Below are 23987 nucleotides of genomic sequence, written 5' to 3'. Positions count from 1 at the left end.
CATGCCCTACGTAACCCCGCTGCAGGACTTCCGCTTCGCTTTGAAGGAGCTGGCAGGACTCGATGATGTCCTGAAACTGCCCGGCTTCGAAGAAGTCACGCCGGATCTGGTGGACGCCATCCTGGAAGAAAACGGCCGCTTCGTCGAGCAGGCCGTGGCGCCTTTGAACGTGCCGGGCGATACGCAGCCGCCGGTCTGGAAGGATGGCCAGGTCACGACCACCCCGGGCTACGCGCAGGGCTTCAAGGATTACGCCGCGGGCGGCTGGCAGGGCTTGCAGCATCCGGTGGAGTGGGGCGGGCAGGGCCTGCCCAAGCTGGTCGCGGCGGCGCCGGGCGAGAACATCCAGGCGGCCAGCCTGGCGTTTTCCTTGTGTCCCATGCTGACGGACGGCGTGATCGAAGCCTTGTTGACGGTCGGATCGGACGCGCAGCGCAAGCAGTACGTGCCGCAGCTGATCGGCGGCAAGTGGACCGGCACGATGAACCTGACCGAACCGCAGGCCGGCTCGGACCTGGCGCAGGTCGCGACTCGTGCGGTGAAGCACGACGACGGCAGCTACCGGCTGACGGGCCAGAAGATCTTCATCACCTATGGCGACCACGATCTGGCCGAGAACATCATCCATCTGGTGCTGGCGCGCACGCCGGACGCGCCGGCCGGCGTGAAGGGGATCTCGCTTTTCATCGTGCCCAAGTTCCTGGTGCAGGCCGACGGCAGCCTGGGCAAGCGCAACGACGTCTGGTGCGCGTCGCTGGAGCACAAGCTGGGCATCCACGGCAGTCCCACCGCAGTGCTCATGTACGGTTCGGGCAAGGGCGACGTGGGCGAAGGCGCCATCGGCTATCTGGTCGGCGAGCAGAACCGCGGCCTGGAATACATGTTCATCATGATGAATGCCGCCCGCTATTCGGTGGGGCAGCAGGGCATAGGCGTGTCCGAACGCGCCTATCAGCATGCCCTGGCCTATGCGCGCGAGCGCGTGCAGGGCCGCGCGGTCGAAGGGTCGGCCGGCCCCGTGGCCATCGTGCGCCATCCGGACGTGCAGCGCATGCTGATGACCATGAAGGCGCTGACCGAGGCGGCGCGCGCCGTGTCCTACGTGACGGCGGCCGCGCACGACAAGGGCACGCATCATCCGGATCCGGAGCAGCGCTCGCGCAACCGGGCCTTCTATGAGTACATGGTGCCCATCGTCAAAGGATTCTCCACCGAGACCGCGGTCGAGGTCGCATCGCTGGGCCTGCAGGCGCACGGCGGCATGGGCTATATCGAGGAAACCGGGGCCGCGCAGTATTACCGCGACGCGCGCATCCTGCCCATCTACGAAGGCACGACCGCGATCCAGGCCAATGACCTGGTCAGCCGCAAGACGCAGCGCGACGGCGGCGCCACCGCCCATGCCGCGATCGCGGCGATGCGCGAGACGCTGCGCGCAGTCGAGAACGAGGCGATGCGCGCGTCGGCGGACGATCGCGAAGGACTGCGCCTGCTGCGCGACAACCTGGACAGCGCCATCCAGGCCTACGAGGCCGGCGTGGCATTCATCCTGGAGCAGTCGCCGACCAATATCAGGGCGGTCTATTCCAGCAGCGTGCCCTATCTGATGCTGGCTGGCGTGGTGCACGGCGGCTGGCAGATGGCGCGGGCCGTGCTGGCCTGCCGCCGGCATCTGGCGGCAGGTTCCACCGATCCGTTCTACGGGGCCAAGCTGGCGACCGGATTGTTCTACGGCGCCCACATCCTGCCGCGCGCGCTGGCCCTGTCCGCCGCAGTGCGGGCCGGGGCGGTGGCGGACGCCTGCGGCGCCAGCTTGAATATTGCATAAGGTTATATGACTTGCGTATTTCCCCGGCTACAGGTTTGATGGAAGAATCGTTTCACAGACGCTGACCTGCGCCATGAAACGCTTTTCCTGCGCTGCCCGCCGCGAAGGGCGGCCAGCCCCCAACCTGCATCCGCACACTGGAGACACCATGAGTCATCTACGCCTGGGCGACACCGCCCCTGATTTCGAACAGGAATCTTCGGCAGGGCCGATCCGCTTCCATGAGTATCTGGGCAACAGCTGGGGTGTTCTTTTCTCGCACCCGGCCGATTTCACGCCCGTCTGCACCACTGAACTGGGCTACACCGCCAAGCTGGCCGACGAATTCGCCAAGCGTAACGTGAAGGTGCTGGCGCTGTCCGTGGACGGCACCGATTCGCACACCAAGTGGATCGAGGACATCAACGACACGCAGTCCACCAAGGTCAACTTCCCGATCCTGGCCGACAAGGACCGCAAGGTGTCCGAGCTTTACGACATGATCCATCCGAACGCCAACGCCACGCTGACCGTACGCTCGGTGTTCATCATCGACCCCAACAAGAAGGTGCGCCTGACCATCACGTATCCGGCCAGCACCGGCCGCAACTTCAACGAGATCCTGCGCGTCATCGACTCCCTGCAGCTGACCGACAGCCACAGCGTGGCCACGCCGGTGAACTGGGAAGACGGCGACGATGTGATCATTGTTCCGTCCTTGCAGGACGAGGCCGTGATCAAGCAGAAATTCCCGAAGGGCTACAAGGCCGTGCGTCCCTATCTGCGCATTACGCCTCAGCCGAATAAGTAAATTCGGAAATCGAAGGGGCGGGTCCCCGTTAGCAACCGCCGCCTGCCCCTTGGGGAGGCGGCGGTTTTTCATTGGGGCGCGCATGGGGCCAGGGCAAATTCCCATTGCTGGGACACCGGTCCTATATGCCTGCGAGCGATGAGCAACCAAATAATGATTCGTTCCGTTCAGAACGCCCAGCCAGCACACTTGCTCCCACATTGCCGAACACAGGGAGCATGGGATGTCTTTCAGGAAAGCCGGTTGGTTGGCCGCCTTGGCCGCAGTGACGATGTCGTTTGCCGCGATTGCGCCGGCGCAGGCACAGCAGAAGCAGACGCTCCTGAATGTCTCATATGACCCGACCCGCGAGCTGTATCGCGCCATCGATGATGCGTTCATCAAGCAATACAAGGACAAGGCCAACGTCGACCTGACCATCCGCCAATCGCACGGCGGTTCGGGCCGCCAGGCGCGCTCCGTCATCGACGGCCTGGAAGCCGACGTGGTGACGCTGGCGCTGGCTTATGACATCGACGCGGTTGCCGACCGTGGGCTGCTGCCTGCCGATTGGCAGGCCCGCCTGCCGCAGAACAGCTCGCCCTACACCTCCACCATCGTGTTCCTGGTGCGCAAGGGCAACCCCAAGCAGATCAAGGACTGGGACGACCTGGTCAAGGATGGCGTGCAGGTCATCACGCCCAATCCCAAGACCTCGGGCGGGGCGCGCTGGAATTACCTGGCCGCCTGGGCCTATGCGCTGGAGAAGAACGGCGGCAGCGAGGACAAGGCCCGCGCCTTCGTGGGCGACCTGCTCAAGCACGTGCCGGTGCTGGACACTGGCGCGCGCGGCGCCACCACCACCTTCGTGGAGCGCGGCGTGGGCGATGTGCTGCTGGCCTGGGAAAACGAGGCTTTCCTGGCGCTGGAAGAGCTGGGTCCGGACAAGTTCGACATCGTGGTGCCGTCGCTGTCCATCCTGGCCGAGCCGCCGGTGGCCGTGGTTGACAAGGTCGTGGACAAGAAGGGTACCCGCGCCGCGGCGCAGGCCTATCTGGAATTCCTCTACACGCCCGCCGCGCAGGAAATCATTGCCAAGAACTACTACCGGCCCATCGACAAGACCGTGGCCGCCAAGTACGAAAGCAAGTTTCCCAAGGTCAAGCTCGTGACCATCGACGACAAGATCTTCGGCGGCTGGCGCAAGGCGCAGAAGGACCACTTCAGCGACGGCGGCACCTTCGACCAGATCTACCTGCCGCAAAAGAAATAAGCATCTGACGATCGGACGACGGCCATGACGACAGCCTCGAACCCGGTGGCAAGCGGCGCGCAAGCGCCTTTTGCCTTTCGGCGCAACAGCCCGGGCGTGCTGCCCGGATTCGGCATCTCGATGGGCTACGCGGTGCTGTACCTCAGCATCCTCGTGCTCATTCCGCTGGCGGCCTTGCCGATCAAGAGCGCGGGCCTGGGCTGGCAAGGCTTCTGGGACGCGGTGACCGCGCCGCGGGTGCTGGCCTCGTACAAGCTGACCTTCGGCGCGTCGTTGATCGCGGCGCTGGTGAACCTGGTGTTCGGCACGGTGGTGGCCTGGGTGCTGGTGCGCTACCGCTTTCCGGGCAAGAAGATTCTGGATGCGCTGGTGGATCTGCCGTTCGCGCTGCCCACGGCGGTGGCGGGCATCGCGCTGACCTCGCTGTATTCGCAGAAGGGCTGGCTGGGCGGACCGCTGGCCGACTGGTTCGGCTGGAAGGTGGCATTTACGCCCTTGGGCATCGTGATCGCGTTGATCTTCATCGGCGTGCCGTTCGTGGTGCGCACGGTGCAGCCGGTGCTGGAAGACGTGGAGCGCGAAATCGAGGAGGCCGCGGCCAGCCTGGGCGCCAACCGCTGGCAGACCATACGCCGGGTGCTGCTGCCCATCATCATGCCCGCCTTGATGACGGGCTTCGCGCTGGCGTTTGCACGCGCGGTGGGCGAGTACGGCTCGGTGGTGTTCATTGCCGGCAACATGCCGATGGTGTCCGAGATCACGCCGCTACTGATCATCGCCAAGCTCGAGGAATTCGACTACGCGGGCGCTGCCGCCATTGCCACGGTGATGCTGGTGCTGTCCTTCGCGCTGTTGCTCGTCATCAATCTGCTGCAGGGCTGGCAGGCCCGCCGCAACCTCGGGAGGCTCGCATGAGCGCCGCGGACCGTCCCGCCCATCTGACCGAGCCGCGCTGGGTGCGCGGCGTGCTGCTCTTCATCGCGCTGGGATTCCTGGCGCTGTTCCTGCTGGTGCCGCTGGCAGCGGTATTCGCCGAAGCCTTCAAGAAGGGCTGGCAGCTGTACCTGGACGCCATCGTCGAGCCGGACGCGCTGTCCGCCATCCGACTGACGCTGCTGGTGGCGGCCATCGCGCTGCCGGTAAACCTGGTGTTCGGCGTGGCCGCGGCCTGGGCGATCACCAAGTTCCAGTTCCGCGGCAAGCAGTTCCTGATCACCCTGATCGACCTGCCGTTCTCGGTGTCGCCGGTGGTGGCCGGCCTGGTGTTCGTGCTGCTGTTCGGCACCCAGGGCTGGTTCGGCGGCTGGCTGCAGGAGCATGACATCAAGATCGTCTACGCGGTGCCGGGCATCGTGCTGGCCTCGCTCTTCGTGACCTTTCCGTTCGTGGCGCGCGAGCTTATCCCCCTGATGCAGGCGCAGGGCAGCGAGGAAGAGCAGGCTGCGCTGACCCTGGGCGCCAACGGCTGGCAGATCTTCTGGCGCGTCACGCTGCCCAACATCAAGTGGGGCCTGCTGTACGGCGCCATCCTGTGCAACGCGCGGGCCATGGGCGAGTTTGGCGCGGTGTCGGTGGTGTCCGGGCAGATCCGCGGCCTGACCAACACCATGACCCTGCACGTCGAGATTCTCTACAACGAGTACCAGTATTCCGCGGCGTTCGCCGTGGCGTCGTTGCTGGCCCTGCTGGCGCTGGTGACGCTGGTGGCCAAGAACGTCGTCGAGTGGCGCAACGCGCGCTTTCAGCAGGCCGCCGACCTGCCGGTCGAGTATCCCGGCCAGCCGGCCGCCATCAAGCCGGCCCTGGCCTGACAGGAGACAAGCATGAGTATCGAAGTCCGCAATCTATCCAAGCGCTTCGGCCAGTTCCGCGCGCTCAACGACGTCTCGCTGCATATCGAGACGGGAGAGCTGGTCGCGCTGCTGGGCCCGTCGGGCTGCGGCAAGACCACGCTGCTGCGCATCATCGCGGGGCTGGAGTCGGCTGATTCCGGCAGCGTGCTGTTCGCGGGCGAAGACGCTACCGCGGTGGACGTGCGCCAGCGCCAGGTCGGTTTCGTGTTCCAGCACTACGCGCTGTTCAAGCACATGACGGTGTTCGAGAACGTGGCCTTCGGCCTGCGCGTCAAGCACCGCTCGCAGCGTCCTTCGGAGGACGTGATCCAGCGCAAGGTGCATGACCTGCTGGGCCTGGTGCAGCTGGACTGGCTGGCCGACCGCTATCCCGCGCAGCTCTCCGGCGGCCAGCGTCAGCGTATCGCGCTGGCGCGCGCGCTGGCGGTGGAGCCGCGGGTGCTGCTGCTGGACGAGCCCTTCGGCGCGCTGGACGCCAAGGTGCGCAAGGAATTGCGGCGCTGGCTGCGCCGCCTGCATGACGAGCTGAATGTGGCCAGCGTGTTCGTCACCCATGACCAGGAAGAAGCGCTGGAAGTGTCGGACCGGGTGGTGCTGATGAACTCGGGCCGCATCGAGCAAGTCGGCACGCCGCGCGAGGTCTGGGAAGCACCGGCCACGCCCTTCGTCTACGGCTTCCTGGGCGACGTCAACCAGTTGCAGGGCTTTGCCACGCGGGGCGTCTGGAACGGCGCCGGCCTGTCCTTGCCCGCGCCAGAGCTGGCGCAGGCCGAAGCGCAGCGCGCCACGGCCTACGTACGGCCGCACGAGTTCGAAGTCGAGCGCTACCGTGCCGGCGCTGACGGCATTCCGGTGCGCCTGGCACACGCCTTCCTTGCCGGTCCCAGCGCCTATCTGGAGCTGGCGAGCGAGGATTCCGACGCCATCATCGAAGCCGAGGTGCCCGAGTCCCTGTACCGGGAGTTGGGCCTGCGCGATGGCGAAATTCTGTTGGCGCGTCCGCGGCGGGCGCGCATTTTCGCGACGCAATCATGAGCACTACCGATCTTTTGCCTGAACTCGAGGCGGGCCTGGCCGCGCGCTGGCGCGAGCTGGGCGCACGCCTGGCCGACGTGCAGCAGCGCTACCCGGACGCCGCGCTGGCGTCCTCGCTGGCGGCCGAGGACATGCTGCTGACGCACGCCATCTACAGCGCCGGCCTGGACCTGGAGGTCTTTACGCTGGACACGGGCCGGCTGCACGCCGAAACGCTGGGCGTACTGGACGCCGTGCGCGAACGCTACGGCCGCGAGGTCTCCGTGTACAGGCCGATAGCGACCGCGGTCGAGCAGCACGTCGCCGAACACGGCGCCTACGCGTTCTATGAAAGCGTGGAGCTGCGCAAGGCCTGTTGCCAGATCCGCAAGGTCGAGCCGCTCAAGCGCGCGCTGGCCGGACGCGGCGCCTGGATCACCGGGCAGCGGCGCGCGCAATCCACCACCCGCGGCGAACTGCCGCTGGAAGAACACGACCAGACCTTCGGCCTCTACAAGTTCAATCCGCTGGCCGAATGGAGCGAAGAGGAAGTCTGGTCCGCCATCCGCGCGCTGGGCATCCCGTACAACCCGCTGCATGACCAAGGCTACCCGTCCATTGGTTGCGAACCCTGTACCCGCGCCATCCGTCCGGGCGAGGACCTCAGGGCAGGGCGCTGGTGGTGGGAGTCGTCGGACTCCAAGGAATGCGGCCTGCATGCGGGCAACCGGGTCATCAGCATCGCGGCGCGCGCCGACTGATGCGGCCCACGAATTCGAAATCTGTTTTAGGGGAAGTGCATATGTCTGCAGTGATCCAACGCAGCCACCTGGATTGGCTGGAATCGGAAGCAATATTCATCCTGCGCGAGGTGGCCGCCGAAAGCGAGAAGCCCGTGCTGCTGTTCTCTGGCGGCAAGGACTCCGTGGTGCTGCTGCGCCTGGCCGAGAAGGCATTCCGGCCGGGACGCTTTCCGTTCCCGCTGATGCACATCGACACCGGCCACAACTTCGACGAAGTGATCGCCTTCCGCGATGCGCGCGCGGCAGAACTGGGCGAGACCCTGATCGTGCGCAGCGTCGAGGATTCGATCGCGCGCGGCAGCGTGGTGCTGCGCCGCGAGACCGATTCGCGCAATGCCGCCCAGGCCGTGACGCTGCTGGAGGCGATCGAGGAATTCGGCTTTGACGCCTGCATCGGCGGAGCGCGCCGCGACGAGGAAAAGGCCCGCGCCAAGGAACGCATCTTCTCGTTCCGCGACGAGTTCGGCCAATGGGATCCGAAGGCGCAGCGCCCGGAACTCTGGAACCTGTTCAATACCCGCGTGCATCGCGGCGAGAACATGCGCGTGTTCCCGATCTCGAACTGGACCGAGCTGGACGTCTGGCAGTACATCCAGCGCGAGCAGCTGGCGCTGCCGTCGATCTACTACAGCCACCAGCGCGAGGTCGTGCGCCGCAAGGGCCTGCTGGTGCCGGTCACGCGGCTGACCCCGCCGCAGGATGGCGAACAGGTCGAACGCCTGCAGGTGCGCTTTCGTACCGTGGGCGATATCTCCTGCACCTGCCCGGTGGCGTCCGATGCCGCCGACACCCGGGCCATCATCGCCGAAACAGCGGTGACCGACATTACCGAGCGCGGCGCCACGCGCATGGACGACCAGACTTCCGAGGCCTCGATGGAGCGCCGCAAGAAGGAAGGCTATTTCTGATCGCTTGACACGCCGGCATCAGCCGGCGACCAGGAACGCACATGAACGCACTCAACGATTCTTTTCTTTCCGGCGCCGATACGGGCGTGCTGCGCCTGATCACCGCCGGCTCGGTGGATGACGGCAAATCGACGCTGATCGGCCGCCTGCTGTATGACAGCAAAGGCGTGTTCGCCGACCAGCTGGACGCGATCTCGCGCGCCAAGCACAAGCGCGTGGCGGGCGACGGCATCGACTTTTCGCTGCTGACCGACGGCCTGGAGGCCGAACGCGAACAGGGCATCACCATAGACGTCGCCTACCGTTACTTCTCGACGCCCGCGCGCAAGTTCATCATCGCCGACGCGCCGGGCCACGAGCAGTACACGCGCAACATGGTCACGGGCGCTTCAACCGCCGACGTGGCCGTCATCCTGATCGACGCCACCTGCGCGGCCGACGGCGTGCTGCTGCCGCAGACCAAGCGGCACAGCACCATCGCGCGCCTCTTGGGCATCCGCCATATCGTGGTGGCGGTCAACAAGATGGACCTGGTGGACTGGGACCGCGCCGTCTTCGAGCGCATCCGCGATGCTTATGCGGATCTGGCAGGCAAGCTGGGCATCGAGCACTTCGACGCCTTGCCGCTGTCGGCGCTCAATGGCGACAACGTCGTCACCTTGTCGCCGCAGACGCCGTGGTACGACGGGCAGCCTTTGCTGGCCTTGCTGGAATCGCTGGACCTGGCAAGCGACGGCCGCGCCTTGCCGCTGCGCTTTCCGGTGCAATGGGTGGCGCGCCATGACGGCAGTCGCAAGGATGACTTCCGCGGCTATGCCGGCCGCGTCGCCAGCGGCGTGCTGCGGCCGGGCGACGAGATCACGGTGCAACCCTCGGGCGTGACGGCTGTTGTGAGCGAAGTGCGCGCCTTCGACCGCGCGCTGGATGAGGCGGTGGCGGGCGACTCGATCACGCTGGTGCTGGATCGCGACGTGGACGTGTCGCGCGGCGACGTGATCGTGCATGCGTCGGCGCCGGCGCAGGTCGCGCGCGAATTCGAAGCCGAGCTGTGCTGGCTCGATGCGCAGGCCTTGAATCCCGCGCGCAAGTATCTGTTGAAGTCGGGTACGCGCCTGACCTCGGCGAAGATCCGCGCGGTGCTGTCGCATCGTGATATCCACGAATTGCAGGAAGTGGAGAACACCGAGGGCACGCTGCGCATGAACGACATCGGACGCGTCACGCTCACCACGCGCGAGTCGTTGGCGGTCGATCGTTATGCCGATGTGCCCGCGACGGGCGCATTCATCCTGATCGACGAGGCCACGCATCAGACTGCTGCGGCAGGCATGTTGCGCTAATCCGCAAGAGGCCGGAAAACAACGGCTTTCCAGCCCCTGAGGGATCTGTTGTTTTTCTGCTAGATCCAGTATTGGCGCGGGTTTCCGGGTGATCTCGCCTGGTGAAATCGATTTGTCCGGACGGCGCCGGCGTCTTGCGGTAAAGTGGGGCTGTCTTACGAAAAGGCTTTTGGTGCTTGTCAAAACCACTGTGTTTTTGTACAGTAGTTTTCATGGCACGCACCGATCATTCTTTTCCCGCCGGTTCTGGGTCCCCGGCTGCCGCCCCCGCCGCCTTGCGCGGTCGGGGTGCGGTTACTAATGTTCGGCATCGCTTTCAGCGCGATGACCGCGTGCAGGTCGACGACGGCTGGTCCTCCTCCGGCCTGCCCGCCGACTTCATAGATTCCGTCCCCGATAATTTCCCCGAAGCTGCCGCCGGCGAGCAAGCCGCCCGCGTCATTCCCATCCTGCCGGATGCGCGCATAGCGCCCGCCGCTCCCAAGACCGCGGTCACTGCTGAAGAAGCGCGCAAGATGCTGTCGCGCAACGATTCGCCCGATATCCCCTTCGACGTGGCGGTGAATCCGTACCGGGGCTGCGAGCATGGCTGCGTCTATTGTTACGCCCGGCCCACGCATTCCTACCTGGGCCTGTCGCCCGGGCTGGACTTCGAAACCCGGCTGGTGGCCAAGGCCAACGCGGTAGAGGCCCTGCGCGCCGAACTCGCGCGGCCCGGCTACAAGCCGTCTCCCATCAACATCGGTTCCGCCACCGACGCCTACCAGCCCATCGAACGCGAATGGCGGCTGACGCGCGGCCTGCTGGAACTGATGCTGGAAACCCGCCATCCGCTCACCATCGTCACCAAGAACGCGCTGGTCGCACGCGACCTGGACCTGCTGGCCGCGCTGGCCGAGCAGAAGCTGGTGGTGGTGTACATGAGCATCACCACGCTGGACGCCGGCATGGCCCGCACGCTGGAACCGCGCGCCGCCGCGCCGTGGCGTCGGCTGGAAGCCGTGCGCAGCCTGACCGACGCCGGCGTGCCGGTCGGCGTGCTGGTCGCGCCCATCATCCCGTTCATCAACGACGAGTCCATGGAGCACATCCTCCAGGAGTCCAAGGCGGCCGGCGCGCACTATGCCAGCTACACCGTCCTGCGCCTGCCCTGGGAGGTCAAGACCCTGTTCGAGGATTGGCTCAACGCCCATTTCCCGGACCGCGCCCAGCGCGTCCTGCATCGCATCGAAGACCTGCGCAATGGCCGCCGCAACGATCCCAACTTCGGGTCGCGCATGCGCGGAACCGGCGTCTGGGCCGATCTGCTGCGTCAGCGGTTCACCATCGCCACGCGCAAGCTGGGCCTGAACCGCCATCGCCTGGCGCTGGACTGCGACCGTTTCCTGCCTCCTGCCGCAACTGCGGCGAAGGCTGCCGATTTCCTATCCCCGGTTGGCGCGCAAGCGTCTTCAGGGGTCCCTTTTCCCGCCGTATCGCCCGCAGCCGGCGGCGCGCACGGGCGCGTAGCGCGCCAGTTGCAAGCCATGGCCGCAGGCCAGTTGTCATTGTTCGATTGACCGCCGGCTGCCGCCGCGGATGCCTGCCGGGGGGCTACGCCTGGCGCTGGACCGTCTTTCCTAGGAGTTCCCATGAACACCGCTGATATTTCCGTCTTGTCGGACGAACTCGTCGTTACGCTGAACCCGCTGCGCCGCGGCACGAACCGCGCCCGCGCCTGGTGCGCCCGGGTGGCCGGCATGGCGCTGCCCTGGAACACCTCCGGCGCCGATGTCGAGCCGCGCCGCCGCGTGCGGCCCGGCTCCGCGCCGGCTCGCTGGCCGTTCCCGCCCGCGCCGGCCGAGGCTGGCGCGCCGGCAGGCCCGGCCGTCGCCGCGCCGATGCCTGCGCCCGCAGCACCGGTCGAGGCCGCGGTTGCCGCCGCGCCTGCCGCGCGCGAGCGCAGCCTGGGTAACGCCACGGTGGAACCCGTGACGGCTCAAGTGACCATGAAGGCCATGGTGATAGATGTGGTGATGGTGCTGGCCTGGGGCGCGATCATTCCTGGCCTGATGTGGCTGGGCGCGGCCGCCGGATTCTGAACGGTCGGATGCCCGGCGGTAGCCGGCAGGCAAGGCGTAACCGGTACGCGCCAGCCCCGCCAGCCGGATCTGCCCGGAGCAGGGTTCGTCAGCTTGAACCCAGCAGAACGACGCCCGCCAGGATGGCCAGGCAGCCAGCCAACCGGCCCGGTCCGACTTTTTCGCGCAGCAGGAACATGCCGGCCAGGGTGCCCAGCATCATGGACATTTCCCGGGCAGGGGCTACCAGGCTCAGCGGCGCGCCGTTGCGCAGCGCGTACAGCACCAGGATGTAGCCCAGCGGCGACAAGAGGCCCACGGCCAGCGCCAGATGCCAGTGCCCGCGCATGGCCTCCCAGGACTGGGGGCGGCGGCGCAGCATGTGGGGGGCCATCATGGTCGTGCGGGTCACGCAGGTAAACCAGTCGAACAGCACGGGGCTGATCAGCAGCACCTTCACGCCGTAGGCGTCGACGACGGTATAGGCCGCGATGAACAGGCCGATCACCACGCCCCAGCGCACGCCCACCCAGGCCTGGGCCTGCTTGAAAATGGCCAGGCGGCCCTGGGTTGCGATCAGCAGCACCCCGCCCACTACGCAAAGCATGCCGATGATGCCGGTGCTGGTGGCGGGTTCGCCCAGCAGCAGAAAGGCGCCGGTGGTGGACAGCAGCGGCCCGGTGCCCCGTGCGATGGGGTAGACCACAGACAGGTCGGCCACCTGGTACCCGCGTTGCAGGCACAGGCTGTAGCCCAGATGCAACAGGCTGGAAGTCAGGATGGCGCCGACCACGGGCCAGGTCCAGGTCATGCCGTCGTGCAACAGCACCCAGATGACCCACGGCGCATACAGTACCGAGGCGCACAGGCCATAGGCGAAGACGAAGGGAGCGCCCACCATGGCCGCGCGCTTGGCGAGCAGATTCCACGTGGCGTGGGCCATTGCCGCCAGGACGACCAATATCAGGGACGAATACGACATGAAGGAACAGCGCCAGATGACGTGTTTGTTACAGAAGACGGAAGGGTACTCCAAACCGCGAGAACCGGGGCCATGTTACCTGATGCCCGGAGCGATTTTTGGTGTAGAATCATTGGTTTGCCAAATCTCATCCTCTGCTTGCGGCACATGCAACGGGAGCTGGCCTTAGCGTCAGTTGGCCGTGCAACACGCGATGGATGCGGGCTTGTGCTTATAGCGCAATCCTGCAGAAGCCGCGTGAACAACATCGAACGGCAAAAGTTTTAGTCCGCAAAGACATGATGATCTAGGAGTTCTCATGAACCTTATCGCTATCCTGGAACAGGAAGAAATTGCCCGCCTGACCGGCGGTCAAGCCAAGCCTGAATTTGCTCCTGGTGACACCGTCATCGTGAGCGTGAACGTCGTTGAAGGCACCCGCAAGCGCGTGCAGGCTTTCGAAGGCGTCGTGATCGCCAAGCGCAACCGCGGCCTGAACTCCGCGTTCACCGTGCGCAAGATTTCGTCGGGTGAAGCCGTGGAACGTACGTTCCAGCTGTACTCGCCGCAAATCGCCGGCATCGAAGTCAAGCGCCGCGGCGACGTGCGCCGCGCCAAGCTGTACTACCTGCGCAACCGCTCGGGCAAGTCGGCGCGTATCAAGGAAAAGCTGGTCAGCAAGCAAGCCTCGGCGGCTTGATCGCTTATCGGCACACGGCCCTACCAGTGTCGGACGCTCACGCCATCCAGCGTTTTCGTTCGGCACGGGTTTCCGGGTTAAAAAGGCACCTGCGAGGGTGCCTTTTTCTTTTTGCAGAGTCTTTTGCAGAGACGTATGTCTGATTCCTCGTCTTCCCCGCGGCCCCGGCGGCCGCTGGCGCGTCCCGGCTTCGATCCGGCGACGCAACCCTGGGTGGTGGCCAACGCGTCCTTGCCGGCCGTGCCCGCCAGCCTGTTGACCCCGGATTCGTTGCGGGGCACGCTCAGCCAGCCGTCCACCTGGACGCTGGAGCTGTCGCGCGACACCGACCTGCGTTATCCGGGCCGCGAAGGCGTGCCCGTGCCTGCGGCGGTGCTGATTCCGCTGGTAACGCGCGACAACGGCGTGCACATCATGCTGACGCAGCGCGCCGCCCACCTGCATGACCATGCCGGCCAGATCAGCTTTCCGGGCGGGCGCATCGAAACCAGCGACTCCACGCCGGAGGCCGCGGCCTTGCGCGAAGCGCAGGAAGAAACCGGGCTGCCCGCCAACCACGTCGAAGTGCTGGGCAGCATGCCGCCGTATCTGACGGCGACGGGGTTCTCCATCATTCCGGTGGTGTCGCTGGTGCGTCCAGGCTTTGACCTGGCGCCCGACGCCTTCGAGGTGGCGGAAGTATTCGAAGTGCCGTTGTCCTTCCTGATGGATCCGGCCAATCACCGGCTCTATGAGGCCCGCCTGGACGACGGCCGGGTGCGCCAGTACTACGGCATGCCTTACGGCAAGCATTTCATCTGGGGCGCGACAGCCGGCATGTTGCGCAACCTCTACCATCTGCTGCGCCACGGCTTTACGCCCCGTTGATCCCCGCCGCAAGCCGGCCTTGGTTTCCGGCTTTCGCTGCCAATGAATACGGCCCCGTACAGGGGCCGTATTCAATTACGGAACGTCCAGGGGAGTGTGTGTCGGACTCCGCAGCAAGTTCCCATTGGACGACACGCTAGTAGCGCTGCTGTCCCGCCAGGTTTTCTTCCAGGATGCGCTGGTACAAGGCGTAGCGCGCCGGATCGATTGCGCCCGCCTGCAAGGCCGCGACCACGCCGCAGCCGGGTTCCTGGCGGTGGGTGCAATTGTAGAAACGGCACTCCTCGATGGGCTTGGTGAACTCCGGGAAGCCGCGGATGATGTCCTCACGGCTCAGATGCTGCAGGCCAAAGGCCTGGAAGCCCGGCGAGTCGATCAGGTCGCCGCCCGGCGCGGGCAGGTGATAGAGCCGCGTGCTGGTGGTGGTGTGCTTGCCCATGTCCAGCGCGGTGGAGTGCTCGCGGGTGGGAGCGGCCGCGTCGGGCACCAGGGCGTTGAGCAGCGTGGACTTGCCCATGCCGCTCTGGCCCAGCAGCAGGCTGGTGTGTCCGGCCAGGCGCGGCGCCAGCAGCGTATGCACCTTTTCGGGTTCCAGCGCGCTGAGTTCGATCACGTCCACGCCCAGCGCGGCGATCGGCGCCAGCCGCGCGCGCGCCGCCGGCAGTTCGTCCGCCAGGTCGGTCTTGTTGAGGATGATGATGGGCGCGATATCCGCGCTCCAGGCGCCGGCCAGGGCGCGGCCGGTCAGGTCGTCCGAAAACGTGGGCTGCACGGCGACCACGATCAGCAACTGGTCGACGTTGGAGGCGAACTGCTTGGAACGCATTTCGTCCGAGCGGTACAGCAGATTGCGCCGCGGCAGGATGGCGTCGATGGCGCCTTCGTCCTTGCCCTGGGGGGTGATGCGCACGCGGTCGCCGACGGCGGCGCCTGCCTTCTTGCCGCGCGGGAAGCACTTGCGCAGCGTGCCGTCGGCGAGCTCCACCGTGTAGTGGCGCCCGTGGGCGGCGATGATGCGGCCTTCGTTGGACGGCGCGGTCATGCAGCGGCCGCCGTCAGGTGGCGGATGCGCACGGCGGCGGGGGGATGGCTGTCGTAGAAGGCGGAGTGCACGGGGTCGGGAGTCAAGGTGGCGGCGTTGTCGTCGTAGAGTTTGACCAGCGCGGACACCAGGCGTTCCGGCGAGCTCTGTTCGGCCGCGTAGCGGTCCGCTTCGAACTCGTCGCGGCGCGAGTACCAGCTGGCCACGGGCGTGAGCATGAAAGTGAAGACGGGGATCACCAGGAAGAACAGCAGCAGCGCCATGGCGTCGTTGCGTCCGCCCAGTTGCGGCATGACGCCCAGTCCCACGTAGAACCAGGGCTGTTGCGAGATCCAGCCCAGGATGGCGAAGAACACCAGCGCGGCGGCGAAGCTGAAGACGATGCGCTTGACGATGTGGCGCTTGGCGAAATGGCCCAGCTCGTGCGCCAGCACGGCTTCGATCTCGTCGCCGTTCAGGCGCGCCAGCAGGGTGTCGAAGAACACGATGCGGCGCGAGCGGCCGAAGCCCGTGAAGTAGGCATTGCCGTGGGCGGAGCGGCGCGAGCCGTCCATCACGAACAGGCCGTTGAGCGCAAAGCCGCAGCGCTGGGCCAGGCGCTGGATGCGGCCGGCCAGCTCCGGGTCGGACAGCGGCGTGAATTTATTGAAGAGCGGGGCGATGAACATCGGGTAGACGATCAATAGCGCCAGGTTGAACGCGGTCCACAGCGCCCAGGCCCACACCCACCAGTAGGCGCCCGCGCTGCCCATCAGCCACAGCACCGCGGCCGCCAGCGGCAGGCCCAGCACCGCCGCGACCAGCAGGCCCTTGGCGGCGTCGGCGATGAACAGGCCAGGCGTCATGCGGTTGAAGCCGAAGCGCGCTTCCAGCTTGAACTGCCGCCACAACGTGAAGGGCAGGCCCAGCACGCCCAGCAACAGCGCCACCACGACCAGCAGCAGCATCTGGCGCAGGAAGTCGTTGCTGGTAATCTGGGCCACCATCAGGTCGATGAGCTGCAGTCCGCCCATCAGGGTCAGGCACACCAGCAGGATGGCGTCGTAGGTGCGTTCCAGCATGCCCAGCTTGACCCGCGCCACGGTGTAGTCCGCCGCCCGCTGGTGGCTGGCCAGCCCGATACGGTGAGAGAATTCGGACGGCACCTGGTCACGGTTGCGCGCGACATGGCGGATCTGGCGCGTAGCCAGCCACAGGCGCACGGCGATATCGGTCAGCAGGAAGGCAACGAACAGCAATGTGAACATGGGCGATGCGGCGTGCTCAAGTGTGGGTATGTGCGAAAATCGAACGTTTTATAGGCAAATTATATGGCTGTGAACGAAAACCGCCTGGTTTGGCTGGACATGGAAATGACCGGCCTGGACCCCGAGAAAGAACGCATCATCGAAGTCGCCGTGGTGGTGACGGAACCCGACCTGACCGTCGTGGCCGAGGGCCCCGTGCTGGTGGTGCACCAGCCCGACAGCCTGCTCGACGCCATGGACAGCTGGAACAAGTCCACGCACGGCAAGAGCGGCCTGATCGACAAGGTCAAGGCGTCCACGATTTCCGAGGCGCAGGCCGAGGATACGCTGCTGGCGTTTCTGGCGCAGCATGTGCCGGCGGGCAAGTCGCCGCTGTGCGGCAACACCATCAGCCAGGACCGCCGTTTCATGTTTGCTTACATGCCGCGCCTGGAGCAGTTTTTCCACTATCGCAACCTGGACGTGAGTACGCTGAAGGAACTGGCCCGCCGCTGGGCGCCGGCCGTCTACAAGGGATTCGAGAAGAAGAGCCGCCACGAAGCGCTGGCCGACATCTACGAATCGATCGACGAGCTCAAGTACTACCGCGAACACTTCCTGAAGGTATAAGCGGCCCCCGCCCATGCCTGCCGCCCCGTCCGCCTGCGAGCCGCTCATCGGGGATCACCCGTCGATGGCGGCGCTGCGCGATCTGGTCGGCCGGGTCGCCCGCAGCAAGGCCAGCATCGTCCTCATCTACGGCGAAACCGGCACCGGCAAGGGGCTGGTCGCCCGCAACCTGCATGCGCAGTCGGCGCGCGCGGCCAAGGGCTATACCGAGATCAACTGCGCCGCCATCCCGGGCAACCTGCTCGAGTCCGAATTGTTCGGCCATGAACGCGGCGCGTTCACCGGGGCGGTGGCGCGCAAGACCGGCCTGCTCGAAGCCGCCAATGGCGGCAGCGTGTTCCTGGACGAAATCCGCGAGCTGGATCCGGTCATGCAGGCCAAGATCCTGACCTTGCTGGACAGCCGGCGCTTCCGGCGCATCGGTTCCGTCCAGGAGGTTTCAGTCGATGCGCGCTTCATCGCCGCCACCAACAAGATCCTGTTGGGGGAGGTGCAGGCCGGGCGCTTTCGCGACGACCTGTATTACCGCCTGCAGGTGGTGTCGATCAACCTGCCGCCGTTGCGCGAGCGCGGCGATGACGTGATCGTGCTGGCGCAGCGCTTCCTGGAACGCTACAACGCCACCCACGGCAGCCGTTTCACCGTCATCGATCCCGAGGTGCGGCGCATTTTCAAGGCCTACGCCTGGCCGGGCAATGTGCGCGAACTGAGCAATCTGCTGGAGCGCATCTGCATCCTGGAAGACGGCGACACGGTACTGGCGCGGCACCTGCCGCAGCGCATCCTGCGCGAAGCGGGCAAGCCCGCGCCGGCGGCCTCGTCTGCCGCCGCCGGCACCTACGCCGAACTGTCCGCGCAGTTCCAGCGCGGCCTGATCCGGGCGGCCTTGCAGGCCCAGGACGGCAACCTGGGGCGCGCCGCCGAGTCCCTGGGGCTCACGCGGCACGCCCTGCGCCACCAGATGCTCAAGCTGGGGCTGGAAGGCTGAGGCCTATTCCGCGCTGATGTTGTGCTTGCGCGCAATGCCTTGCCACAGGGCCAGTTCCTCGCGCACGCGCGTGCCGAATTCGGCGCTGTCCATGCGCGACGGCACGGTGCCGTCCAGGTCCAGCAATGCCTTCATTTCGGGCGAAGCCGAGATCTCGACGAGCGCGGCGTTGAGCTTGTCGATATAAGGCTGCGGCGTGCCCGCCGGCGCGAACACACCCACCCAGATCTGCACCGAATATCCCGGCAGCGCCTGCGCGGCCGGCGGCAGGTCGGGGAACGCCGCGGAGGGCGATTGCGCGGTGGTAGCCAGCAGCTTGACCTTCTTGCCCTGCACCACGGGGGCCAGCGTGCTGTAGTTGGACAGCATGACATGGATCAGCCCGCCGGCCAGGTCGGAGGCGGCGTTGGCCGCGCCCTTGTAGGGCACGTGGGTCATCTCCGTGCCGGCCGCGTCGTCCAGCATGACGGTGGCCAGATGCGCCAGCGAACCGACGCCGGCGCTGCCGTAGTTCAGGGCGCCCGGCTTGCTGCGCGCCGCTTCCAGCAACTGCTTCAACGAGGTATAGGGCGTCTGCGCCGAGGCGGCGATGACCAGCGGCCCCTGTCCTATCATCGCCACCGGCGCGAACTGCTTCAGCGGGTCGTAGGGCAGGTGAGGCTGCGTGGCGGCGGTGGTCAGGAAGGTCGACGAGGTCAGAAGCAGCACCGAGCCGTCCTTGGCCGAGCGGGCCACGTACTCGGAACCGATCGCGCCGGCCGCGCCGCCGCGGTTTTCCACGATCACCGTGTTGCCGAAGCGGGCCGCAAGCTGCGGCGCGATCGCGCGGGCGATCGCGTCATTGCTGGCGCCGGCGGTGAACGGCACCACGATCTTGACCTGCTTGGGCACTTCCGTCTGGGCCGCTGTCGCGCCGGCCAGCAGGGATGTCGCCAGGAACAACGTTGTTTGCATTAGCGCTTTCATGATCGATTCTCTAGGAGAGCGGAGGTTGGAGCGGGCGCCAGGTGCGGCGCCCGCGGCGTTCAGTCCGGCATGGGGACGGCGACGTCCAGCAGCGGCGCATATTGCTGCGCGCCGAAGATGTCGCCATCGCCCGCGGACCCGCTGGGAGCCAGCCGGTAGATCGTGAACTTGATGGCCAGGCCGGGATCGTAATGCACGAAGTCCGATATGCGGCTGTCGTCGATGCGGTACAGGGCCGCCATGCTGGCGCGCGTCAGCGCGCCGGAGCGCTTGACCGCCTCGTAGGTCGCCGGCTCGCGGAAGATGATGTCGAAGGTGATCTTGTTCACGCCCGCGTTCTTGCTGCGGATGGTCTTGGCCAGGGTGCTGAGTTTCTGGGTGCTCATGGTTTTGCCGGCTCAGGCGCCAGCCTCGGTGAGGTGGGTCGGGAAGAGTTCGCCGGCGTCTTCCACCGGCAGCGTGTGGTTCAGGGTCCAGCGGTAGGCGGCGCTGGTGCGCACCACCTCGTCCAGCGGGAACGACACCGAACCGGCCGTGCCTTTCACGTCGGGCAGGCGGGCGTAGAACATCTGGCGCAGGCCCGTAAGCGTCAGTTCCTCGGCCATTTCGGCGGTCGGCGCCACGCCCTGGACCATGACGCACAGCTCATGGCCCGGCTGGTCGCGCAGCGGCTCCAGGTCGCCCATGACGCCGTCGCGCCCGTAGACCTTGTAGTGCAGCTCATAGCCCGAGTCGCCGAAGCGTTCGCGCACCTTGTCTCGCGCCCAGGCGATGACGCGGTCGACGTTGGCGATGGTGTAGGGATCGCGTATGCCGCAAAGTCCCATGTAGCGCTCGCCGACCTTGCCGGAGCCTTCCAGCTTTACGCGCACCTGGGCGGCGGGTTCGAAGCGCGAGCCGGTGATGCGGGTGGTCTTTTCGCTCAACTGCTCGTAGCGGCAATCGGCCATGTCCAGCCGGCCGCCTGCGAAGAATTCTTCGTAGGGATTGGAGCGCTCGTACATCGCGTGGCCCGCGACCGACGCGATGGTGCAGCGCTGGTCGGGATGCATGGCCGTGACGCGCACGTCCTCCGCCGAGATCTCGCCCATCACGGTTTCCTTGCCGCCATAGGGTTCGGCGCAGAACGAAGCGCACTCCAGCACCTTGCCCAGGTAATAGGCGCGGTCGGCGTCGTAGCCCCGGTGCAGGGCAGGGGCGGCGAACACGGCGGCATCCGAGCTGCGGCCGCCGATGATCACGTCCGCGCCAGCTTCCAGCAGCTTGATGTAGGGATGCACGCCGGCCACCGCCACGATGCGGTCGCTGGCATCCAGCTCGGCTTCGGTCAGGTCAGCGTAGCCGTCCAGGCCGGCCACCTGCTGGCCCGCGCGCAGCGCGCGGCGCACGCGTTCCTTGTCGACTTCGGAATAGAAGTAGCCGACCTTGAACGGCGCCAGCTTGTGCTCGGCGGCGATCTCCTTGATCAGGCGCACGTACAGGTCGACCCGGCTGTTGGAGCCGGTGTCGCCGGCCGAGCCGATGACCATGGGCACGCCCAGCTTGCGCGCGGCCAGCAGCATCTGTTCCAGGTCGTGGCGCTGCCAGGCTTGCGGGCTGGTGGAGGTGTCGGAGCCCAGCGGCACGGGACCCACGTCGTCGCTGCCCGAGTCGGCGGCGATGCAGTCCGGCCCGGCGGCGACGCCGAGCTGGAAGCTCTCGGTGCGCAAGGGGGCGAATCCTAAGTGCCCGTTCGGGCAGATGATGCTCATGGAACGCATGGGTGTAGTCTCTTCAGTTGAGTCGTCCGGTCTCGCTCGTACCGGCAATGACTACAACGCAAGATGCGTGCCAACTGGCGGGAAGCGCAAATCCCGCGCATTTGCGGGCTTGTCGGCGCGACCTCTTTAAATTTGCGGGTAAATTTTCACGCAATGCGTGAATTTCACACATAAAAAGCGATGCCATCTTCATACCCGGTCGCCCGGATCCGCGACGCCGAACGCCAGGCCTTGGCCGCCGGCAGAAACTTGATGCCCCTGGCGGGGGCCGCTGCGGCCCGTTACGCGGCGGCGCGGCTCGGGCCGGGGGCGAGGGTGCTGGCACTGGCGGGGCCTGGGAACAATGGCGGCGATGCGCTGGAAGCTGCGGCCGGCCTGCGCGCCATGGGACATGACGTGCGGGTGCTGTTGCCGGCGGGGGCGCAGCGCCTGCCTCCGGATGCCGCCCGCGCCTATGCCGGCTGGCTGGCCGCGGGCGGTGAAACCTGGTCGGAACTGGAAACGGGCTTCGTGCCGGAACTGGTCATAGACGGCCTGTTCGGCATCGGCTTGAATCGCCCGCTGGGCGCGGATTGGCAGGCGCTGGTGGACACGGTCAACGCCTGGAGCGTGCCGGTGCTGGCGCTGGACGTGCCCAGCGGCATAGACGCGGATAGCGGCGAGGCCCTGGGGCGGCCCATCCGGGCGCGCTGGACGCTGTCTTTCATCGGCCGGGCCAGGGGGCTGGAACGGCCAGGCCCGGGACGCGACGCCTGCGGCGTGTCGGAAGTGGACACGCTGGGCGTGACCATCGAGCCGGCGGCCTGATCCGAAAGGCAGGTCTTGGCGTCTTGGCCTAGGCGGGCTTGCCGCCGAAGCGCGAGGCGATGTCGGCCGCCAGCGGCGCGTAGCGCTCGTTGTCGCGGCCGGCCAGTGCATCCAGATGCGCTTCCGACGCGTCGAACACCTGCCAGTAGATGCGGCCGCAGATCTCGCGGGCGGCATGGCCGGGCCAGTCGTCAGGGAGCATGGGGCCCGGCAGTTGCGGATCGTGCAGCACGATCCGGCGCCAGCTGTGCAGCAGCATGACCCGCACGATGAACGCATCGGCGGGGGCGGGCGGGGTTTCCAGCAGCTTTTCCAGCGGGCCGAAATTCTTCGCGAACTGGCGGTACTGCTCGGCCAGCTCGTCCAGGTTCCAGCATTGCGAGGCCAGGCTGGCTATCGGCAGACCGCCTGCGCCGGCCAGGTCGCGCGCCGACAGTACCAGCGCGCGGTCGGGGATACCCAGCTTTTCCAGGATGTCGTGCGCGGCGCTTGCCTCGGTGTGCGGATGCGCGAACAGCCCGGGCGCGATCATGCCGAAGCCTTCCCAGACCAGTTCCCGGCGCAACTCGGCGCGCTCGGCCAGTCCGTTGCCGGTGCGCGGCAGGGCGACCAGCGTCCATTCGCCGTTCCATTCCAGGGGCGGACCGACATAGATGCGCTGCGAGGCGTGCGCGGTGTGGCGCAGGCCCTGCTCGGAGATCAGGTAGAGGCTGCGCCGTCCGTGGCGTTCGGATTGCAGCCAGTTCTGCGCCACCAGGCGGAACACGCTGGTGCGCAGCAGCCGTTCATTGATGCCCAGCGGGGCCAGCAGCTCGATCAGATCGCCCAGCCAGATGGCGCCGCCGTGCGGCGCCAATGCGTCCCCGAGCAGGCTGACGCAGAGCGATTTCGCGCGCGGCGGATCGTTCTTGATCAGGCGTGACAGAAAGCGGTCCAGGGGCGACTGAGGGTTTGCCATTAGAGGGGGCCAGAGTGGCCGATATCGGGATCCGCAATATGATACATAAATCCAATGTGATACAGATTTGAGTTTGACAATGAATTTTTTGTATTAAATAATCCGCCTATGACATGACGGCACTGCGGAACGTTTGCTTTGCGTTTTCGCAAACCGTCTTCAAGGAGACAGACATGTACGCTCAACTCGTCGAAACCGGCGTCAAGCAGGTCAAGACTGCGGACCAGCTCGAAGGCCGGGAACAGACGTTCCAGCGCCGGATCGACGACGGCGTCCGCATCGAGGCCAAGGACTGGATGCCGGACGCCTACCGCAAGACGCTCGTGCGCCAGATTTCCCAGCACGCGCACTCGGAAATCGTGGGCATGCTGCCCGAAGGCAACTGGATCACCCGCGCGCCTTCGCTCAAGCGCAAGGCCATCCTGCTGGCCAAGGTCCAGGACGAAGCCGGCCACGGACTCTACCTGTACAGCGCCGCGGAAACCCTGGGCGTGTCACGCGACGACCTGATCGACGACCTGCATGCCGGCCGCGCCAAGTACTCCAGCATCTTCAATTACCCCACGCTCAGCTGGGCCGACATCGGCATGATCGGCTGGCTGGTCGACGGCTCGGCCATCATCAACCAGATCCCGCTGTGCCGCTGTTCCTACGGCCCCTATGCGCGGGCCATGGTGCGCGTCTGTAAGGAAGAGTCCTTCCACCAGCGCCAGGGCTACGACCTGCTGATGCAGATGTGCCTGCACGGCACGCCCGAGCAGAAGGCCATGGTGCAGGACTCCCTGAACCGCTGGTGGTGGCCCGCGCTGATGATGTTCGGTCCCTCGGATGCCGACTCGCCCAACAGCGCCCAGTCCATGGCCTGGAAGATCAAGCTCTTCTCCAACGACGAACTGCGCCAGAAGATGGTGGACCAGACCGTGCCGCAGGCCGAATACCTGGGCCTGAAGGTGCCGGATCCCGAGCTCAAGTGGAACGCCGAACGCGGCCACTATGACTTCGGCGAGATCGACTGGTCCGAGTTCTACGCGGTGCTCAAGGGCAACGGCCCCTGCAACCGCGAACGCCTGGCCGCGCGCGTCAAGGCGCACGAGGACGGCGCCTGGGTGCGCGATGCGCTAGTCGCCTACGCCGACAAGCAGGCCGAGCGCAAGGTAGCTTGAGCCCGCGAGCGGGCTCCACTCTTCTTCACCACCATTGCAAACCGGAGCGCGCCGCGCGCGCCCGGCATTCA

At 66.3% G+C, this 23987-nt stretch carries 24 protein-coding genes; 17 read left to right on the top strand and 7 right to left on the bottom strand.

The window, feature by feature from the left end; all coding sequences use genetic code 11:
* Window position 1: 1 nt before the first annotated feature.
* From DXK93_RS19315 to DXK93_RS19265, 11 genes are all read left to right on the top strand, one after another.
* Window positions 2–1828, top strand: a complete 1827-nt coding sequence (locus tag DXK93_RS19315; protein WP_119450895.1) for an acyl-CoA dehydrogenase — start codon at window positions 2–4, stop codon at window positions 1826–1828.
* A gap of 148 nt (window positions 1829–1976) precedes the next feature.
* Window positions 1977–2618: a peroxiredoxin gene (locus DXK93_RS19310; protein ID WP_042792543.1), complete on the top strand. Its 642-nt coding sequence runs from the start codon at window positions 1977–1979 to the stop codon at window positions 2616–2618.
* A 271-nt stretch (window positions 2619–2889) separates the two neighbouring features.
* Window positions 2890–3870, top strand: coding sequence for a sulfate ABC transporter substrate-binding protein (locus tag DXK93_RS19305; protein ID WP_225589316.1), 981 nt, complete (start codon window positions 2890–2892; stop codon window positions 3868–3870).
* Window positions 3871–3894: 24 nt separating this feature from the next.
* Window positions 3895–4785, top strand: a complete 891-nt coding sequence (cysT, locus tag DXK93_RS19300; protein ID WP_054450938.1) for a sulfate ABC transporter permease subunit CysT — start codon at window positions 3895–3897, stop codon at window positions 4783–4785.
* On the top strand, window positions 4782–5681 hold the full coding sequence (gene cysW, locus DXK93_RS19295) for a sulfate ABC transporter permease subunit CysW (protein ID WP_054450940.1): 900 nt from the start codon (window positions 4782–4784) through the stop codon (window positions 5679–5681). The genes cysT and cysW overlap by 4 nt, the downstream gene beginning before the upstream one ends.
* A gap of 12 nt (window positions 5682–5693) precedes the next feature.
* Complete coding sequence (locus DXK93_RS19290) at window positions 5694–6758, top strand: sulfate/molybdate ABC transporter ATP-binding protein (protein WP_054450941.1); 1065 nt, start codon at window positions 5694–5696, stop codon at window positions 6756–6758.
* Window positions 6755–7498 carry a phosphoadenylyl-sulfate reductase gene (locus DXK93_RS19285; protein ID WP_054450944.1) on the top strand — a complete coding sequence of 248 codons (744 nt, stop codon included), beginning with the start codon at window positions 6755–6757 and terminating at the stop codon, window positions 7496–7498. Before DXK93_RS19290 ends, DXK93_RS19285 begins: the two co-directional genes overlap by 4 nt.
* Before the next feature lie 41 nt (window positions 7499–7539).
* On the top strand, window positions 7540–8448 hold the full coding sequence (cysD, locus tag DXK93_RS19280; protein ID WP_059379315.1) for a sulfate adenylyltransferase subunit CysD: 909 nt from the start codon (window positions 7540–7542) through the stop codon (window positions 8446–8448).
* Window positions 8449–8489: 41 nt separating this feature from the next.
* Window positions 8490–9788: a sulfate adenylyltransferase subunit 1 gene (locus tag DXK93_RS19275; RefSeq protein ID WP_119450894.1), complete on the top strand. Its 1299-nt coding sequence runs from the start codon at window positions 8490–8492 to the stop codon at window positions 9786–9788.
* A gap of 212 nt (window positions 9789–10000) precedes the next feature.
* A complete protein-coding gene (locus DXK93_RS19270) occupies window positions 10001–11347 on the top strand; it encodes a PA0069 family radical SAM protein (protein WP_119450893.1) in 1347 nt (448 codons plus the stop codon).
* Between the two features lie 72 nt (window positions 11348–11419).
* Window positions 11420–11869 carry a hypothetical protein gene (locus DXK93_RS19265; RefSeq protein ID WP_054450951.1) on the top strand — a complete coding sequence of 150 codons (450 nt, stop codon included), beginning with the start codon at window positions 11420–11422 and terminating at the stop codon, window positions 11867–11869.
* 88 nt (window positions 11870–11957) lie between these two features.
* Here the strand turns inward: DXK93_RS19265 and DXK93_RS19260 are convergent, their stop codons facing one another.
* Window positions 11958–12830 carry a DMT family transporter gene (locus DXK93_RS19260; protein WP_054450952.1) on the bottom strand — a complete coding sequence of 291 codons (873 nt, stop codon included), beginning with the start codon at window positions 12828–12830 and terminating at the stop codon, window positions 11958–11960.
* A 298-nt stretch (window positions 12831–13128) separates the two neighbouring features.
* Between DXK93_RS19260 and rplS the strand changes: the two genes are divergently transcribed.
* The gene (rplS, locus tag DXK93_RS19255) at window positions 13129–13509 is read left to right on the top strand and encodes a 50S ribosomal protein L19 (RefSeq protein ID WP_006218237.1); all 381 of its coding nucleotides are present in this window, start codon (window positions 13129–13131) and stop codon (window positions 13507–13509) included.
* Between the two features lie 135 nt (window positions 13510–13644).
* Entirely contained in the window at window positions 13645–14376 is a 732-nt protein-coding gene (locus tag DXK93_RS19250) for a CoA pyrophosphatase (RefSeq protein WP_119450892.1), read from the top strand.
* A gap of 136 nt (window positions 14377–14512) precedes the next feature.
* On the opposite strand, the gene rsgA is transcribed toward DXK93_RS19250, so the two are convergent.
* Window positions 14513–15418 (bottom strand): ribosome small subunit-dependent GTPase A, encoded by a 906-nt coding sequence (gene rsgA / locus DXK93_RS19245; RefSeq protein WP_054450957.1) that lies wholly within the window; start codon window positions 15416–15418, stop codon window positions 14513–14515.
* Window positions 15415–16665: a M48 family metallopeptidase gene (locus DXK93_RS19240; RefSeq protein WP_054450959.1), complete on the bottom strand. Its 1251-nt coding sequence runs from the start codon at window positions 16663–16665 to the stop codon at window positions 15415–15417. The genes rsgA and DXK93_RS19240 overlap by 4 nt, the downstream gene beginning before the upstream one ends.
* A gap of 63 nt (window positions 16666–16728) precedes the next feature.
* Between DXK93_RS19240 and orn the strand changes: the two genes are divergently transcribed.
* Both orn and DXK93_RS19230 read left to right on the top strand, forming a co-directional pair.
* Window positions 16729–17274, top strand: a complete 546-nt coding sequence (gene orn, locus DXK93_RS19235; RefSeq protein WP_042792554.1) for an oligoribonuclease — start codon at window positions 16729–16731, stop codon at window positions 17272–17274.
* Between the two features lie 13 nt (window positions 17275–17287).
* Entirely contained in the window at window positions 17288–18262 is a 975-nt protein-coding gene (locus DXK93_RS19230) for a sigma-54-dependent Fis family transcriptional regulator (RefSeq protein ID WP_054450961.1), read from the top strand.
* Between the two features lie 3 nt (window positions 18263–18265).
* Here DXK93_RS19230 and DXK93_RS19225 read toward each other — a convergent pair whose 3' ends face one another.
* From DXK93_RS19225 to DXK93_RS19215, 3 genes are all read right to left on the bottom strand, one after another.
* Window positions 18266–19216, bottom strand: a complete 951-nt coding sequence (locus DXK93_RS19225; RefSeq protein ID WP_233564574.1) for a tripartite tricarboxylate transporter substrate-binding protein — start codon at window positions 19214–19216, stop codon at window positions 18266–18268.
* Between the two features lie 71 nt (window positions 19217–19287).
* Complete coding sequence (locus DXK93_RS19220; RefSeq protein ID WP_013392433.1) at window positions 19288–19614, bottom strand: DUF4387 domain-containing protein; 327 nt, start codon at window positions 19612–19614, stop codon at window positions 19288–19290.
* A gap of 12 nt (window positions 19615–19626) precedes the next feature.
* Window positions 19627–20988, bottom strand: a complete 1362-nt coding sequence (locus tag DXK93_RS19215; protein ID WP_054450963.1) for an acyclic terpene utilization AtuA family protein — start codon at window positions 20986–20988, stop codon at window positions 19627–19629.
* A gap of 180 nt (window positions 20989–21168) precedes the next feature.
* On the opposite strand from DXK93_RS19215, the gene DXK93_RS19210 reads away from it, so the two are divergent.
* Entirely contained in the window at window positions 21169–21795 is a 627-nt protein-coding gene (locus tag DXK93_RS19210; RefSeq protein ID WP_119450890.1) for an NAD(P)H-hydrate epimerase, read from the top strand.
* A gap of 28 nt (window positions 21796–21823) precedes the next feature.
* On the opposite strand, the gene paaX is transcribed toward DXK93_RS19210, so the two are convergent.
* The gene (gene paaX / locus DXK93_RS19205; protein WP_119450889.1) at window positions 21824–22753 is read right to left on the bottom strand and encodes a phenylacetic acid degradation operon negative regulatory protein PaaX; all 930 of its coding nucleotides are present in this window, start codon (window positions 22751–22753) and stop codon (window positions 21824–21826) included.
* A gap of 173 nt (window positions 22754–22926) precedes the next feature.
* Between paaX and paaA the strand changes: the two genes are divergently transcribed.
* The gene (gene paaA, locus DXK93_RS19200) at window positions 22927–23916 is read left to right on the top strand and encodes a 1,2-phenylacetyl-CoA epoxidase subunit PaaA (protein WP_054450966.1); all 990 of its coding nucleotides are present in this window, start codon (window positions 22927–22929) and stop codon (window positions 23914–23916) included.
* The last annotated feature ends 71 nt before the right edge of the window (window positions 23917–23987 follow it).

It is taken from the genome of Achromobacter sp. K91, from assembly GCF_003576205.1.
GTDB classification, from domain to species: Bacteria; Pseudomonadota; Gammaproteobacteria; order Burkholderiales; family Burkholderiaceae_B; genus Achromobacter; species Achromobacter aegrifaciens.
This window is presented reverse-complemented; position numbering and strand designations above follow the sequence as displayed.

Bases quoted from the DNA above. Each gene is read 5' to 3' on its own strand.
- DXK93_RS19315 (WP_119450895.1), top strand. From the start codon at position 2: ATGCCCTACGTAACCCCGCTGCAGGACTTCCGCTTCGCTTTGAAGGAG.
- DXK93_RS19310 (WP_042792543.1), top strand. From the start codon at position 1,977: ATGAGTCATCTACGCCTGGGCGACACCGCCCCTGATTTCGAACAGGAA.
- DXK93_RS19305 (WP_225589316.1), top strand. From the start codon at position 2,890: ATGTCGTTTGCCGCGATTGCGCCGGCGCAGGCACAGCAGAAGCAGACG.
- cysT (WP_054450938.1), top strand. From the start codon at position 3,895: ATGACGACAGCCTCGAACCCGGTGGCAAGCGGCGCGCAAGCGCCTTTT.
- cysW (WP_054450940.1), top strand. From the start codon at position 4,782: ATGAGCGCCGCGGACCGTCCCGCCCATCTGACCGAGCCGCGCTGGGTG.
- DXK93_RS19290 (WP_054450941.1), top strand. From the start codon at position 5,694: ATGAGTATCGAAGTCCGCAATCTATCCAAGCGCTTCGGCCAGTTCCGC.
- DXK93_RS19285 (WP_054450944.1), top strand. From the start codon at position 6,755: ATGAGCACTACCGATCTTTTGCCTGAACTCGAGGCGGGCCTGGCCGCG.
- cysD (WP_059379315.1), top strand. From the start codon at position 7,540: ATGTCTGCAGTGATCCAACGCAGCCACCTGGATTGGCTGGAATCGGAA.
- DXK93_RS19275 (WP_119450894.1), top strand. From the start codon at position 8,490: ATGAACGCACTCAACGATTCTTTTCTTTCCGGCGCCGATACGGGCGTG.
- DXK93_RS19270 (WP_119450893.1), top strand. From the start codon at position 10,001: ATGGCACGCACCGATCATTCTTTTCCCGCCGGTTCTGGGTCCCCGGCT.
- DXK93_RS19265 (WP_054450951.1), top strand. From the start codon at position 11,420: ATGAACACCGCTGATATTTCCGTCTTGTCGGACGAACTCGTCGTTACG.
- DXK93_RS19260 (WP_054450952.1), bottom strand. From the start codon at position 12,830: ATGTCGTATTCGTCCCTGATATTGGTCGTCCTGGCGGCAATGGCCCAC.
- rplS (WP_006218237.1), top strand. From the start codon at position 13,129: ATGAACCTTATCGCTATCCTGGAACAGGAAGAAATTGCCCGCCTGACC.
- DXK93_RS19250 (WP_119450892.1), top strand. From the start codon at position 13,645: ATGTCTGATTCCTCGTCTTCCCCGCGGCCCCGGCGGCCGCTGGCGCGT.
- rsgA (WP_054450957.1), bottom strand. From the start codon at position 15,418: ATGACCGCGCCGTCCAACGAAGGCCGCATCATCGCCGCCCACGGGCGC.
- DXK93_RS19240 (WP_054450959.1), bottom strand. From the start codon at position 16,665: ATGTTCACATTGCTGTTCGTTGCCTTCCTGCTGACCGATATCGCCGTG.
- orn (WP_042792554.1), top strand. From the start codon at position 16,729: ATGGCTGTGAACGAAAACCGCCTGGTTTGGCTGGACATGGAAATGACC.
- DXK93_RS19230 (WP_054450961.1), top strand. From the start codon at position 17,288: ATGCCTGCCGCCCCGTCCGCCTGCGAGCCGCTCATCGGGGATCACCCG.
- DXK93_RS19225 (WP_233564574.1), bottom strand. From the start codon at position 19,216: ATGCAAACAACGTTGTTCCTGGCGACATCCCTGCTGGCCGGCGCGACA.
- DXK93_RS19220 (WP_013392433.1), bottom strand. From the start codon at position 19,614: ATGAGCACCCAGAAACTCAGCACCCTGGCCAAGACCATCCGCAGCAAG.
- DXK93_RS19215 (WP_054450963.1), bottom strand. From the start codon at position 20,988: ATGCGTTCCATGAGCATCATCTGCCCGAACGGGCACTTAGGATTCGCC.
- DXK93_RS19210 (WP_119450890.1), top strand. From the start codon at position 21,169: ATGCCATCTTCATACCCGGTCGCCCGGATCCGCGACGCCGAACGCCAG.
- paaX (WP_119450889.1), bottom strand. From the start codon at position 22,753: ATGGCAAACCCTCAGTCGCCCCTGGACCGCTTTCTGTCACGCCTGATC.
- paaA (WP_054450966.1), top strand. From the start codon at position 22,927: ATGTACGCTCAACTCGTCGAAACCGGCGTCAAGCAGGTCAAGACTGCG.